Raw genomic sequence first — 15,422 nt, forward strand, 5'->3', positions numbered from 1 at the left:
TTTATCTTTACTAACCATTATACTAAAACATTCATTCTAAAAAATTTTTTATGAGGTGAAAACATGAACAAAACAGAATTAGTTAAAAATGTGGCACAATCAGCTGATATTTCTCAAAAGGAAGCTTCTGCAGCTGTACAATCCGTATTTGACACAATTGCTACTGCATTACAATCTGGCGATAAAGTTCAACTAATCGGCTTTGGAACTTTTGAAGTGCGTGAAAGATCTGCTCGTACAGGGCGTAATCCGCAAACTGGAGAAGAAATTCAGATTGCTGCTGGTAAAGTTCCAGCATTTAAAGCAGGTAAAGAATTAAAAGAAGCTGTAAAATAAACAAGAAACCAGCCATTTTATAGGCTGGTTTCTTGTTTATTTCTTATTTAAGCAGTTCCTGTATATTCTCTGCATGATACACTTCACAAATATAAAATATACATTTGCAGTTCCTTACAATTTGATATTTTCTAGTTGGATAAACATTCGCTGAAACAGAACATCCATCAAACAATTCAATAATATTTCCAGATGGCTGATATCCTTCATATAATACGTTTCTTCTTACTTCCATCTTTTCTATAAGTTTTTCAACTGGAATATTTCCATCCTCTAATTCTTGCTTTATAGTATGTGGTAAAAACGAAGTGTCTGCAAAAATTAGATTTTCAGATAACACCTTACCTTTATAACTAACATTAGATACGCGGTAAAGAAATGTTCCGTTTTTATCAAAGAAATTTTTTGCTTCTTTCGGAATGTACTGTCTATCAATTACCTCTTGTTCTAGAACATCAAATTGAACTGTATCATTCAAAAGCTTTTCTAAAGCAAGAATAGATGATGTATCTCCAGAAAATAAAATATTTTTAATTGCTTGTACATTATAAGTTAATTCGCTTTTTCTATTTTCCGCCACTAACATGAGGAACACCTCTTCTATAAATTTTTTTATTAAATTGATTTATAATTTAATAGCGATACCGCGTCTAACTGCGTAATTTCAGTTACTTCTTTACTAAATATTGCAATGGAAGCCATATAATCTAAACTAGGTCTTACATCTTCCATCACTGTATTTTCTGCTAACTCTTGTCTATCCTTAAAAATTAACAATTCGGGAGGGTCATTTGGAGCTGATACTGTAATTTCTACTGGTGGAATCAATAGTCCTTCACCTGTCGCTTTCAGCACTGCTTCTTTTCGAGTCCAATATGTTAAAAATCCTTCTAGTCGCTGCTCATCAGGTAATTTCATAACTTGTGCTATTTCAATGTCTGTTAATACGCCCTCTGCCATTTTCATAACATCTATATTTGGATTCATTTGTTCAACATCAACACCAACAGGTGCAGATTCTGTAAATGCCACGACAACCCACTCACCCGAATGGGAAACGGATATTTGCGGCATACCTTCTGGTAATTGAGGTCTACCGTGTTGTAAATTACATACCGGGCACATTCGATCAATCGGTACTTGAACTGGCGACATAGAAAGTATCTTTCCAAGAACTAACCTACTAATTACACAACCTATTATAAAACGTGCACGATCTGCCGAATGATGATATGAATTTGCTTTCTCTCGCTCTACATCATTTAGTAAATTGTAATGCCATGATTGTAAATCTGAAATTCTCGCCCACCATATTTGACAACTATTCTCATTAAGAGTTGGTACAGAATCTACAACTTTACTCTCTATCATGTAAACTCTCTCCTTTTAAATACCAATATCACTTTATTTCAAAAGAGTATTAGCATGCTGCAACTCATTCATTTACGACTTCTTTCTTTTTTTGTAATACAGATACCGGCTTTTTATTCTTCTTTGACATTACCTCTTTATCGGAAATACGTAAAGAAAATAGTAATGCTACCAGTAAAAACATTGCTGATCCAATTAATGCAGCTTGATATGGTAAGAAATCTGATTGTACATTATTCTGTACGTTATTACTTCCAAAACCAGATAGTATACTAGCTAAAACAGCAACTCCTATGGCAGATCCTAATCGATTTTGCACATTGAATATAGTAGTTGCTCTACCCATAGAAGGTGGTGCAATATTGTTAAAAGCAGAAAATTGAACTGCACCGACAGATTGACCTAAGAAAATACCTATGCCAAACAATAGTGCCCGTATTTGCCATGGATTCGTATCATGATTTACAAAACTTAATAAAATAAATATAACCGCTGTACTTATTAATCCAATAGAGATTACCTTTCGAGCTCCTAATTTCTTATACGACCATGGTACAAACTGTGAAGAAATCATTAATCCAATCGCCTCTGGGAATGTCGTAAGACCTGATTCCAGCGCGGAAACTCCTATTACATTTTGATACATAAGCGGAAAAATAAATAACATTCCTAGTAAACCAGCTGATGAAAACAACGAAATAAGACTCATTTTTCTAAAGACCGGTTCTTTTAATAAGCGTAAATCTAACATCGGTTGCTTTACTTTCAGTTCTACAATTATAAACAATGTAATGAATACAATCCCAGCTATTCCAGTACTTATTATTTCTGGAGAAATCCAACCTTTTGACGGGCCTTGACTGAGTGCATAGATGAGCATCGCAAAACCTGGTGCTGAAAGAACAAAACCGATAGAATCAAAACGACCAGCCGATTTTTCAATATGCTCTGCTAAAAATAGAAGTCCAAATAGCAACGCAATGATACCAAACGGCAGATTAATATAAAATGCCCAGCGCCAAGACATTTGATCTACAAAGAAACCACCAATAATTGGTCCGATCGCTGGTGCTACAGCAATTGGAAGTACAATAAATCGAGAAATTTTTGGTCTTTCCTCTGGTGAAAATGTTCGGAATAACATCGCCATCCCGACTGGTGTTAAAAGTCCGCCACCAGCACCTTGAATGATACGAAAAATGTTTAATGAAGTAATATCATTAGCAATTCCACATAATGCAGATGCAATTGTAAAAACGAAAAGAGCAGTTAAAAATACTTTTTTCGTACCAAAGCGATCTCCTAACCAACCAGAAATCGGAAGAAAAACAGCTAAGCTAACTAAATACCCAATATTTACTGTCCCCATTGCAGAAGGAGGTACTTGTAGTTCTTTACTTATCGTTTGCAGTGCTACATTCACAATCGTTGCATCCATCGCAGCCATAAACATCGCTGTTATATAAACGATGCTTACAACTACTTTTGGATTTATGTTTGCTTTCATTATTGTTTTCCTACTAATATTTTTTCGCTAATTTGATTTTTTTTCGGATCTAAATCGTTCCAGTTAACTTCAACGTATTCTAAGCAAACTTGTCTGCTAGCTTCTTCATGTACAACATTCCATCCAATAGGTACATCGAGAAAGGCAGGCCAGAGAGAATACTGGCCCTCCTCATTCATTAATACTTTATATGTGTAATTATCATTTTCAAATGGATTCGTCATACTTTACTTACCCCTTTCTTATTCTGCAAATATTCCGCTAATACTTGTCCAATTTCTGTAAGTGGACCTGGTTGACATAAATCTTTATGTCTACAATCAATATCATGCTGCACGATTTCCCCGTCTAAATAATTTAGCCACGTATTTGGAGAAATAGGATCAAACCAGTCTGGTATAACAGTAGATCTAAAGAATAAAATATCTCCGTTATAAACTTTCGGTACGTATTTCCCTAACAACCCTACCGAATTTACATAAGTTTCTTTCAAGTTCAAAATAGTCTCTTCTTCAAGACTTGCTAATGCACTTCCATCTTTGCGAAGTATTGCAACCGCACTTTCCATAGTAAGTGGTTTACCATCCATGTTATCTGGATCATATCCACCTAAAGCAAGTAATGCGATTAACGCTTCTTCTTCAGTAGGTGCTTCCGTATTTGGTAAGAAATGACCAGGATAAGAATCAAGCATAACGAGTAATTCTACTTCTTCCCCTTCATTTTGTAGTTGCGCCGCCATTGCATGAACAACATTTCCTCCAAGCGACCAACCGAGTAAACGATACGGTCCGTGAGGCTGTACTTCATGAACGTGTTTTAAATAATCCGCCGCCATCTCCTCTAAGCTTTTTGGAAGTTCTTCATTTTTAGCGATACCACGTGCTTGTACACCATAGATTGGATAATCTGTTCCTAAAGATTTCATAAGTCCTGCATAGCACCAACTTAATCCACCTGCTGGATGTACACAAAATAGTGGTAATTGATCTCCGCTTGCTCGTAATGGAAGCAACACATCAAGTGCACTTTGACCATTCCCCATTTCAAGTCTTTCAGCAAGCCCTGCAACAGTAGGTGCTGCAAATAAAGTTCCGATATTTAGTTCAACTCCAAGTGCCTCTTTAATGCGACTCATCAGCTGCACTGCAAGAAGTGAATGACCACCAAGATCAAAGAATCCATCATCAATTCCAATTTGAGACACACTTAAAACTTCTGTAAACAAGTCACATAATATTTCTTCTTGCGGTATTCTTGGTCCGCGGCTAGAAGATGATGCAATAAATTCTGGAGCTGGCAATGCCTTTCTATCTAATTTACCGTTTGGCGTTAAAGGTAACTCATTTACTACTACAAAAGCGTATGGAACCATGTAATCTGGTAAACTACCTCCCGCATGCTGACGCATTTCATTCGTATCAATCGTTTCATTATTTGATGCGACGATATAAGAAACTAATCGTTTATCCCCTGGTTGATCTTCTCGTACAATAACAGCTACTTGTTCAACTTTAGGATGTTTCATTATTACCGCTTCTATTTCCCCTAATTCAATTCGGAATCCACGAATTTTAATTTGATGATCTGCACGTCCTATATAATCTAACGTCCCATCTTGACGCCAACGTGCTAAGTCTCCTGTACGATACATTCTTGTACCTGGCTTACCAAATGGGTCTGCAATAAAACGTTCAGCAGTTAATCCTGCTCTTCCTAAATATCCACGAGCGAGCCCTGCACCTGCAACATACATTTCTCCAACTACTCCAGGTGGCATCGGTTGTAAATAGTTATCTAATACGTATACTTTAAGATCCGGTATACTGCACCCGATTAAACTATTTGCCCGTAAAGATACGATACTTTCATCTAATTCAATATAACTAACATGTACCGTCGTCTCCGTAATACCGTACATATTAATCAGCTTCGGTGAGTTATGAGGATGACGACTATACCAATCTTCTAATCGACTTAGTTCAAGTGCTTCTCCACCAAAAACAACATATCGTAAAGATAATTTTTGGCCAATCTCTTCATTTTCACGATCTGCTTGCATCAGTTGATAGAACGCTGATGGAGTTTGGTTTAAAACAGTCACCTTTTCCTGAACAAGCAGTTGTAAAAATTCTTTCGGTGAGCGACTTACAGTATGTGGTACTACGACTAGACGCCCTCCATATAATAAAGGTCCCCAAATTTCCCAAACTGAGAAATCAAAAGCGTATGAATGGAACATCGTCCACACATCGTCTGCGTCAAATTGGAACCAATGATCAGTTGCTCCTAAAAGTCTTACTACATTTTGATGAGGTATCATAACGCCTTTCGGTCTACCTGTTGAGCCTGACGTATAAATAACGTAAGCAATATGTGAAGGAGATAACGGCTTAATGCGCTCCATTTCATCAATATTGTCTTCACTATATTTCTCAATTTCTTCTATTATGTTCACATCATCAACTAAAATCTTTAGTGCCTCATCACATTCAATTTCCACATCTGAATTTGTTAAAACACACGATGGTTTCGCATCGTGTAGCATAAATGAGATACGATCTGACGGATAATCCGGATCTAACGGAAGGTATCCCGCACCAGCTTTAAGAACAGCAAGTAAGCTTACAACCATATTTAAAGATCTCGGCATCGCTAAAGCAACGAGTTGATCAGGACCGATTCCTTTCGCTATTAACAAACGAGCTATTCTATTCGCTTTTCTATTTAGCTCTTCATAAGTTAGCTTTTCATCTTCAAAGACGACAGCAATAGAATTTGGACTTACATAAGCCTGCTTTTCAAATAATTGTGGCAATGTCATTTCAGGTACAATTTGAAAACCACCATTCCACTTTTGTAAAACTGTATTTCGCTCTGCTAAAGTTAATATTTCTAATCTACCAATTGATTGATCCGGATGTCTTGCCGCATCATCTAATAACAGAATGAATCTTTCTATTAGTTTTTGAACCGTTTCACGTTTATATAAATCGGTACTAAACTCTAACAATCCGTGTAAGCCGTTTGGAGTACCATCAACTCCGTTACTCTCGCTAATTTCAAATGTTAAATCAAATTTTGCAGAGCCAACACTTTGAATTTCAAGGCTCGCTTCTAAATCTGGAACATCAAACGTTGCTTCTGGTGTATTTTGAAAAGCTAACATAACTTGAAACAGCGGGTGACTATTTCGAGTACGTACTGGGTTTAACACTTCAACGAGTCGTTCAAATGGAACATCTTGATTTTCATAAGCTGCTAGATTTGCCTGCTTCACTCTATTCAATAACTCTTTAAAGATTGGATCTCCCGATGTATCCGTACGTAACACTAATGTATTTACAAATAAACCGACTATACCCGAGAGTGCATCGTCGTTTCTTCCAGCAATCGGACTACCAATTGGTATATCAGTACCAGCACCTAATCTTGTAAATAGCGCACTTAGTCCTGCTTGCAACACCATAAACAAACTAACTCCATTTTTACGAGCGAGCTCTACTAACCTACTATGCATACCTTCATCTATATGAAAATAAATTGTTTCCCCGCGATAACTAGTTTCAATTGGGCGCTGGTAATCTGTAGGTAACTCCATTTGATCTGGTAAACCTTTTAGTTCCTCTTTCCAAAAATCTAATTGTGTTGAAATAAGACTATCTGGTGTCGTTTCATCACCTAGTAGCTGTTGTTGCCATAGTGAATAATCTGCATATTGGACTGGAAGTATTTCTAATTTAACACTATCCCCTTGATGTCGTGCTTTATAGGCCGCTGTAAAATCTCTCGTTAATGGTTGTAATGACCAACCATCTCCTATAATATGGTGCAAGAGAATTAGTAATACATGTTCGTTTTCACTTACTTTAAAAAGTTGCAAACGAATTGCTGGTTCGATATCAAGATTAAAACTATATCTTACAGCTTCAGACAGTGTACTTTCTAATTCATCCTTACATGTATTTGTTATAATCATTTTTAAATTCAATTTATCCATTTCTAGAATTCTTTGATATGAACTGCCAAGTGAATTCGGGAAAATTGTTCTAAGTGTTTCATGTTTCTCAACTACATCATAAAAGGCACCTTGTAATGCTTCCTCATTCAATTTTCCAGACATACGAATAACTAACGGAATATTATAAGTAGGACTTGGACCTTCTAAACAATTTAAGAACCATAACCTGCGCTGTGCAAATGAAAGTGGAATTTCATTTGGTCTACTTACTTTCTTAATAGCTGGTCTCGCGCTTTTTGCACGATCCAATTGTTTCGCTAATTCAGCAACATTTGGTGATTCAAATAGTTTCCCGATTCCTAATTCGACATTTAACGTTTCACGAATTCTTGCCATTAAACGAGATGCAAGAAGCGAATGGCCACCCATTTCAAAGAAATTATCATCAATGCTAATTCGCGAAATACCAAGTACTTCTGCAAATAAATCACATAGTATTTCTTCTTTCGGATTTCTAGCAACTCTCTCATTATTCATTCCATTAAAATCAGGAGCAGGTAATTTCTTTCTATCAACCTTACCATTTGGTGTTAATGGTAATTCTTCTAGCACAACAAATGCCGATGGTACCATATAATTCGCTAAACTTTCTGAAACATAAGCACGAATTTCTGAAAGATTAATTGGTTCCTTCTCTTCTGCAACGAGATACGCAATGATTCGTTTATCATTTGGATGATCTTCTCGTACTATTACTACCGCTTGTCGAATACTTTGATGCCCTTGTAACACCGTTTCAATTTCAGCTAATTCAATTCGGAAACCACGAATTTTAATTTGATGATCTGTGCGACTAATGTACTCTAACACACCATCGGTACGCCATTTCATAAGATCACCTGTGCGGTACATACGTGCTCCAGCTTTTCCATAAGGGTTTGCAACAAACCGTTCAGCTGTTAACTCAGGTTTTCCTAAGTATCCGTTCGCAAGTCCTTCACCTGCAATATATAATTCACCAATAACTTCAGGTGGAACTGGTTGTAACCCTGCATCTAACACATACACTTCAGTATTCCAAATTGGCTTTCCAATAGGAGGTATACCACTTTCACTTTCATCAATGTTCATGAAGGTAGACCAAATTGTCGTTTCAGTTGGTCCATATAAATTTGTTATAGAGCAACCTAATTCTTTTAATTTATTTGCTAAATGTGCCGGAAGAGCTTCACCACCAACGAGCACGTTTAGCCCTTGTAGCCTCTCTGGATATTCAGTTACTAACGCCTGCCAGAGCGTCGGTGTAGCTTGCATAATTGTCGCTCTTTCTTCTTGTAAAAGTGTCGTTAACGCAGAAGGCTCTTGGATTACCTCTTTCTGAGCAATTGTTATACTTGCACCACTAATAAGAGGTAAATAAATTTCTAAAGCAGAAATATCAAACGCAAACGTTGTAACTGCTAATAAATGATCGTTTTCATTTAATGAAAACGTATGTTTCATAGATAATAAGAAGTTACTTAAACCTTTCATAGGAACAATTACACCTTTTGGCTTCCCTGTTGATCCTGAAGTGTAAATTGTATAAGCTGGGTTTAAAAGTGATTCATCATTTCTGAATGGTATATTCATATGAGAATATGTTTTTAACGCTATTTTCGTTTCTTCGCTATTTAATACGATTTTTTTAATATCATTTTCTATCACTAAAGAGGATGAAACAGCTGAATGTGTTATGATACAAACTGGATTTGCATCATTTACTATATAAGTAATTCGCTCGGCTGGGTATTCTGGATCTATTGGTAAATATGCTGCACCTGCCTTTAGAACTGCTAACATACTAACTACCATTTCTATTGATCTTGGAAATGCTAAGGCTACAAACTGATTTGATTGTATTCCTTCTTCTAATAAATAGTTTGCAAGTTCATTCGCTCGTTCATTCAGCTCTTTATACGTAAGTTTTATCCCGTTACAAATAACCGCTATTTTATTTGGATTTTTTTGTACTTGTTTTTCAAATAATATAGGTAGATTAATTAGCTCTTCAGCTTTCTTAGTTTCATTCCATTCCAATAAAACTTTATGATTTTCTTCAGGAAGAGTAATGTTTATTTTTCCAATCGGCTCGTCTTTGTGATAATTATTTATCACTAATTCTAATAGATTCATAAATCTTTCTTTATGCAATGCTAGTTCCGTATCGCTATATACTTCCGGATTCGCATCAAAATGAATCATTAACTCATTTTCATCGAAACGTTTATATACATTTATCGATAAATCATCGACGGGTCCTGCTGATAAATTATGTGTAATACCACGATTTCCAGCAAAGTTAAGCCCGTAATCAAAAGGCATAACATTCACTAACGGCCCAAACAACCTTTGATTTTCACCTAATAATTTTAAGTCTCTTCTTAATTCCTCATGACGGTATTTATGATGACGACGTACGTCTCGAATTTCTTTAGAAACTTGCTGTATTAATTCCGCAAGAGTTATATTTGGAGTTACAGTGAGACGCAGTGGAACTAAATTCATTACCATGCTTGGTGTATAAATAGATACAGAACCAAGACGCCCCATCATCGGTAAACCTAAAACAATATCATTTGCACCTGTTAATTTATGCATATAAATACTTGTTACGGCTACAACAAATTCGGGCCAACTCGTTAACGAAATATTGATACCTTCTAGTAACGTTTTCGTACTAGAATTTGATAAATAAGCAGTTTCTCGTGAAAATCCATTTGATGTTCTCGGCGCTCGTTCTGCTAAACTTACAACTTCCGGTTCATCTGCAAACTTCTCTAACCAAAAATTACGATCTTCCTGAAGTTGTTTAGATTCACGATACTCATTATCTTCTTGTACAATTTTTGCAAGAGAGCCAAATGGCTTTTCATTCTTGTTTGTTTCTTCTATAAGTGATGTATACTCATTCGCTACCTTTTGGCTAAGAAGTGAAAATCCATAGCCATCCATCACTATGTGATGGATGCGCTGATACCAAAAGAAACGATTATTTTCAATTTGAATAAGTGCTTCAGTAAATAATTTATCCTCTGTTAAATCCACGGGCATAGATAAATCATTTTTCATCCATACCTTAGCAGCTTCTTCAGGATTTTCCTCTTTACGAACGTCAATAAAATGCATATGAAACTTTGACGATTCCTCAATAACTTGCCATGGGCCAATTTCATCCTCTTCGAAACGAACATGAAGTGCTTCTGCTGCTGTTACAACTTTACGTACAGCTAACTCGAAAATTTCTTGATTAATATTTCCGTTTATTTCTATATATTCCCCAGTATTATAAATCGGACTAAGCGGATCTAATTGTTGCGCAAACCACATACCAAACTGCGCAGATGATAACGAATGACGAATCTTTTGACTGTTAGGCATTCTTTACTACCCCTTTATTATGTAGTCTATTTGTTACAGCACTTGTGCTGCTTGTGAAGATAGTAAACGGTACCAATCATCAACAGTTGGACGTTCTGCTAAATCTGCAAAAGTGATTTCTTTCCCTTCGCGGCGCCACTTCTCTACTAAACTCATAATTCTAACCGAATCAAGTCCTCTATTTAATAAGTCTTCATCAACTTCAATACTCCCTACTGGCTCTCGGAGTAGTTGTGCAACTAGTTCATGCACTTCCTGTAAAGTGATTCCTTCACTTTCATCGCCTTTTACACTTTGTAAATCTTTTAATAGTAAGTTGGTTGATGTCGTTACTGCACACCTATTAGATGCATACTCCAATGCTTGTTTATGATACTCTAGTGAAAAATCAGCAACTGCATCTGCTACAAAAAATGGCTCTATACCATCCATAAATGCTTCACAAGCTGTTAAAAGGCAGCCAATATGCGCATAAATACCGCAAATAATAAGTTGATCTCTTCCTTGTTCATTTAAAATTTCTAATAGATTCGTCTTTTTAAATGCACTATATCTCCATTTTGTTAGGAATATATCATCCTCATCTGGAGTAAGTTCATCGACAATTTTCTTTTTATCTGGTCCAGCAGGAATACCGTCACCCCAAAAGTCTTGTAATAACCCTCGTTGTTCCAACGTTTGTCCACCAGGTTGTGCTGTATAAACAACTGGTATACCTAGTTCCTTACATCTTTCTCTTATCACCTTAATATTTGAAATTAGTTCTACTTTTGGCGATTCTTTATCGCTATATGCATCAAGAAAATATTCTTGCATGTCATGGATTAGAAGAACCGCACGTTTCGGATTTGGCGTCCAATTCACTTTATTTTTTGGTAGTTCTGATTCAATTGGCATTTTATATACTGAAATAGATGGGATAGCCATCTAATCACTTCCTTCCGATTTTAATAGTTTTTTATCGTTTTACTGTAATAAGTTTTGCAGCAATGACTTTACGTAATTCTTTTTTGCTTACTTTTCCAACACCTGTTTGCGGGAATGATTCAATAAATTCGATTCGATCTGGAATCTTATACGCCGCTATACCACGTTCTCTTAAAAATATTTTTAATTCACTTACTGTTGGAGTTTGTCCACGAGCTATAACAAAAGCACAAGTACGTTCTCCTAAATAATCGTCAGGCATAGATACAATTGCTACATCATGTACTGCCTCGTGTGCTAAAAGATGATTTTCAACTTCCTCCGCAGCAACTTTCTCACCACCACGGTTAATTTGATCTTTATCTCTTCCTTCTACAATGATGTAACCTTGTTCATTCACTTTCACAAGATCACCTGTGCGATAAAAACCATCTTCTGTAAATGATCTTGCATTATGCTCTGCTGCTTTATAATAGCCACGAATTGTATATGGCCCTCGCGTTAATAAACTGCCTACTTCACCAGACTTAACATCATTATCATTTTCATCAACAACTCTTACTTCATCGAATGTAGACATCGGTCTACCTTGTGTATGAATAATGATTTCTTCAGGATCATTTAATCTTGTGTAATTTACTAACCCTTCTGCCATACCGAACACTTGCTGTAACGTACATCCAAATGTAGGGCGAATACGCTTCGCAACTTCGGCACTAAATTTCGCACCTCCTACTTGAATAACTTGCAGGCTCGATAAATCGTTGTTACGGGAAGATGCAGCATCAAGCCAAATCATTGCTAATGGCGGAACGAGAGCGGTAATCGTCACTTTTTCTTTTTCTATAAGAGCAAATGCCTCATCTGGACTCCCTCCAGTTGCCAACACTACTTTTCCACCCGCATAAAAAGTTCCAAATGTCCCTGGAGAACTCATTGGGTAATTGTGTGCTACTGGAAGAACTGCCATATAGACACTTTCTGCATTCAAATTACAAATTTCAGCGCTAACACGTAAACTATAAATATAGTCATCATGTGTTCTAGGAATTAATTTAGAAAGCCCTGTTGTCCCTCCTGATAATTGGAGAAACGCCACATCACTTGGCTGAACTTCTGGTAATGGAACCGGATCCATATAAAGATTATTTATGTTCACAAATTCTTCTTCTTCCCCCACTACGATTACATGTTGTAAAGCGGGAACTTTCTCTTTCACTTCTCTTGCTAGTTTTCGGTAATCAAAGCCGAGAGCCTTATCTGAAATAATGTAAGCACTCGCCTCACCAAACTCGCAAAAATAACTAATTTCACTACTGCGATGAGAAGGTAGTGCAAAAACAGGAAGTGCTCCAATTCGAAATAGTGCAAAACATATTTCGAAAAACTCTATAACATTGGGTAGCTGAAGAACAACTCGGTCCTCTTGCTTTATTCCTAAATTCAATAAACCTGCAGCTAAGCGATCTACCTTTTTATCAAGTTCACTATACGTTATATGTGTATTACTACTTACAATCGCAATTTCATCTCCGTGCTTTTCAGCGCGTTCTCTTAACATCGAACCAAATGTTTCTCCAAGCCAACATCCTTCTTCTCGATAACGATTTGCAAATTCTTTGGGCCATTCCGTATAACCTGCTAACATTCTTTCTTCCCCCTACTTTTCATTCACTGAACTATCACTTAACCCTAAAGCTTTCAACATTGTTTGGAATTTAGCTGATGTTTCTGCTAACTCATCTTCTGGGTTTGACTCAGCAACAACTCCAGCGCCTGCATATAAGCGAAGTGTATTTTCTTGCACTTCAGCACATCGAATTGTAACAATCCATTCACCATCTCCATTTAAATCGCTCCACCCTAACATTCCTGTAAAGAATTCACGGTCAAATGGCTCAATTTTTTGAATAGCTTCTCTTGCTTCTTCCATTGGAGTTCCGCAAACTGCTGGCGTAGGATGAAGAGCAATTGCTAATTCTAAAGAAGTAGTATTTGGATCCTTAAGTTCACCTTTCACTTCTGTAGACAAATGCCACATTGCTTCACTATGAATAACTGATGGTTTTTCCGGAACATGTAATGTATGACAATACGGAAGAAGTGCAGCGGCAACCGCTTCAACTACTACCGCATGTTCATGTAAATCTTTTGGAGAAGAAAGTAATTCTTCTGCTCTTCTTTTATCTTCTGCTGGATCATCACTACGTGGTCTTGAACCAGCTAACGGATTAGAAATGACTTGCATACCATGACGTGAAACAAGTAATTCAGGGCTTGCTCCAATTAACGTCTTACTTCTCTCGTTTTCATCTTTCGGTAAATTAACAGCAAATGTGTAGCCGTGCTTATTATGTTCTGCTAATTCACGAAGAAGCTTTTGTTTATCAATTACCTCTGAAGATTTAACATCCAACGATCTAGATAGAACGATTTTCTTTAAATCTCCGTCCTGAATTTTTGCTATTCCTTGCTTCACACCATTCATGTAAACTTCAGGCTCTGGAACTGGTGTCATTTCAAATGCCAGTTTCTCATTTTGTTTTATCTCATTTGTTTTTTCTAACTGTAAACGCTCAGTAATTCTGCAATATTCTGGTACAATAAGTTGAACTTCTTTTCTACGATCAAATGGCAAAGCTCCTACAACGATAGGATTTGGATTTCCATCCTGTTTGGCATTACTTAATACCGCCTTTACAAGCTCTGGAAAACTTTCGATTTCACTATGTTTTACTGTAGTAAACTCTCCTTCTGCCAATATCGTTCGATTTGGTGAAGCAAAAAAGAATGAAGATTCAGTCTTATAATCTTCTAAAAGTTTTTCTGACAGTTCCTTTACGGCTGTAAGTTCATTCATAGTATAATAACCTCCTGAATTTTTTATTAAGCTCCTAATGTAGCTCCGCCATCTACACATAAATTGTGCATTGTAATATGACTTGCTTTATCTGAAGCTAAAAACAATACTGCTTCAGCAATTTCTGAAGGTTGTGCAATTTTTTGTAAAGGAATTCCGAGTCTATATGTATTTTGAGAACCAGCAATTATATTTTTAGCTCCATTCTCATCAGCCCATAGTAATCTTTGCATTTCAGTTTCAGTAGAACCCGGAGAAACTAAGTTACAACGAATATTGTATGCTGCAAGTTCTAATCCTAAACACTTCATGAACATCGTCGTTGCAGCTTTTGATGCAGCATACGCAGCCATCTCCATTCTCGGAGTATTTGCCGCATTTGAACCAACTGTAACAATTGCTCCTGACTTCCTTAACATCATATGTTTACTTACTGCTCGGGACATATAGAAAACTCCTGTAGTATTTACAGAGAATGTTTTATTCCATTCTTCGTCACTTAAAGAGTGAATCGCTCCCATACGTAGAACCCCTGCAACATTTACTAATATATCTATTGGCGCTATATCATTTTCAATTCGTTTTACTACCTCTTCAACAGTGACACTATCACTCACATCTAAATGAAACGTCTTAATACGACTTTCATTTGATGCATAATGATTTAAAAACATATTAAGCCCTTCTGCATTTTGATCAACCGCAATAACTGTAGCTCCTCTTTCTAAAAACATTTTTGCTACAACACTACCTATACCTTGAGCGGCACCTGTTACTAAAACGGTTTTTCCATCAAATTCCCCTAAGTTCATTTCCTCTATCCTCTCATATAAAAATTAATCTCATTAAACAACACAAACAATAATGATTTTCATTATCAATTATGATGTAAAAAATAATACACTTACTAAACTAATTGGTCAAGTGTGTTTTCTATTACTTAATTATAGAAAAGGAAACAAAACCAATCTATTGATAATGATTTTCATTTTCTGTATCTACATCGAAATGATAATGTTTCTCAATATACTTGTCAATCT

The 15,422-nt window shown here is 36.4% G+C and carries 10 protein-coding genes; 1 reads left to right on the forward strand and 9 read right to left on the reverse strand.

From position 1 onward, the window contains the following. Nucleotides 1–63 precede the first annotated feature (63 nt). Nucleotides 64–336, forward strand: a complete 273-nt coding sequence (locus JTF23_RS17310; RefSeq protein WP_001043960.1) for an HU family DNA-binding protein — start codon at nucleotides 64–66, stop codon at nucleotides 334–336. A gap of 43 nt (nucleotides 337–379) precedes the next feature. Here JTF23_RS17310 and JTF23_RS17315 read toward each other — a convergent pair whose 3' ends face one another. From JTF23_RS17315 to dhbA, 9 genes are all read right to left on the reverse strand, one after another. Beyond that, entirely contained in the window at nucleotides 380–922 is a 543-nt protein-coding gene (locus tag JTF23_RS17315) for a chorismate pyruvate-lyase family protein (RefSeq protein WP_078181582.1), read from the reverse strand. A 29-nt stretch (nucleotides 923–951) separates the two neighbouring features. Next, complete coding sequence (sfp, locus tag JTF23_RS17320) at nucleotides 952–1,707, reverse strand: 4'-phosphopantetheinyl transferase family protein (protein WP_204209270.1); 756 nt, start codon at nucleotides 1,705–1,707, stop codon at nucleotides 952–954. Nucleotides 1,708–1,771: 64 nt separating this feature from the next. Then, a complete protein-coding gene (locus tag JTF23_RS17325; RefSeq protein ID WP_204209271.1) occupies nucleotides 1,772–3,214 on the reverse strand; it encodes an MDR family MFS transporter in 1,443 nt (480 codons plus the stop codon). Then, nucleotides 3,214–3,438: an MbtH family protein gene (locus tag JTF23_RS17330; protein WP_002157915.1), complete on the reverse strand. Its 225-nt coding sequence runs from the start codon at nucleotides 3,436–3,438 to the stop codon at nucleotides 3,214–3,216. The genes JTF23_RS17325 and JTF23_RS17330 overlap by 1 nt, the downstream gene beginning before the upstream one ends. Beyond that, the gene (locus tag JTF23_RS17335; RefSeq protein WP_204209272.1) at nucleotides 3,435–10,595 is read right to left on the reverse strand and encodes an amino acid adenylation domain-containing protein; all 7,161 of its coding nucleotides are present in this window, start codon (nucleotides 10,593–10,595) and stop codon (nucleotides 3,435–3,437) included. The genes JTF23_RS17330 and JTF23_RS17335 overlap by 4 nt, the downstream gene beginning before the upstream one ends. A 33-nt stretch (nucleotides 10,596–10,628) precedes the next feature. Next, complete coding sequence (locus JTF23_RS17340; RefSeq protein WP_204209273.1) at nucleotides 10,629–11,522, reverse strand: isochorismatase family protein; 894 nt, start codon at nucleotides 11,520–11,522, stop codon at nucleotides 10,629–10,631. Between the two features lie 31 nt (nucleotides 11,523–11,553). After that, nucleotides 11,554–13,170 carry a (2,3-dihydroxybenzoyl)adenylate synthase gene (locus JTF23_RS17345; RefSeq protein WP_204209274.1) on the reverse strand — a complete coding sequence of 539 codons (1,617 nt, stop codon included), beginning with the start codon at nucleotides 13,168–13,170 and terminating at the stop codon, nucleotides 11,554–11,556. 12 nt (nucleotides 13,171–13,182) lie between these two features. Next, nucleotides 13,183–14,382 carry an isochorismate synthase DhbC gene (gene dhbC, locus JTF23_RS17350; RefSeq protein ID WP_204209275.1) on the reverse strand — a complete coding sequence of 400 codons (1,200 nt, stop codon included), beginning with the start codon at nucleotides 14,380–14,382 and terminating at the stop codon, nucleotides 13,183–13,185. 26 nt (nucleotides 14,383–14,408) lie between these two features. After that, nucleotides 14,409–15,194, reverse strand: a complete 786-nt coding sequence (gene dhbA / locus JTF23_RS17355; protein WP_204209276.1) for a 2,3-dihydro-2,3-dihydroxybenzoate dehydrogenase — start codon at nucleotides 15,192–15,194, stop codon at nucleotides 14,409–14,411. Nucleotides 15,195–15,422: the final 228 nt, after the last annotated feature.

This window comes from Bacillus sp. RIT 809 (assembly GCF_016892495.1).
In the GTDB taxonomy this organism is placed as follows: Bacteria; Bacillota; Bacilli; order Bacillales; family Bacillaceae_G; genus Bacillus_A; species Bacillus_A cereus_U.

Coding starts and splice junctions, on each gene's coding strand:
- JTF23_RS17335 (WP_204209272.1), bottom strand. CDS start 10,595: ATGCCTAACAGTCAAAAGATTCGTCATTCGTTATCATCTGCGCAGTTT.
- JTF23_RS17340 (WP_204209273.1), bottom strand. CDS start 11,522: ATGGCTATCCCATCTATTTCAGTATATAAAATGCCAATTGAATCAGAA.
- JTF23_RS17315 (WP_078181582.1), bottom strand. CDS start 922: ATGTTAGTGGCGGAAAATAGAAAAAGCGAATTAACTTATAATGTACAA.
- JTF23_RS17330 (WP_002157915.1), bottom strand. CDS start 3,438: ATGACGAATCCATTTGAAAATGATAATTACACATATAAAGTATTAATG.
- dhbC (WP_204209275.1), bottom strand. CDS start 14,382: ATGAATGAACTTACAGCCGTAAAGGAACTGTCAGAAAAACTTTTAGAA.
- JTF23_RS17310 (WP_001043960.1), top strand. CDS start 64: ATGAACAAAACAGAATTAGTTAAAAATGTGGCACAATCAGCTGATATT.
- sfp (WP_204209270.1), bottom strand. CDS start 1,707: ATGATAGAGAGTAAAGTTGTAGATTCTGTACCAACTCTTAATGAGAAT.
- dhbA (WP_204209276.1), bottom strand. CDS start 15,194: ATGAACTTAGGGGAATTTGATGGAAAAACCGTTTTAGTAACAGGTGCC.
- JTF23_RS17325 (WP_204209271.1), bottom strand. CDS start 3,214: ATGAAAGCAAACATAAATCCAAAAGTAGTTGTAAGCATCGTTTATATA.
- JTF23_RS17345 (WP_204209274.1), bottom strand. CDS start 13,170: ATGTTAGCAGGTTATACGGAATGGCCCAAAGAATTTGCAAATCGTTAT.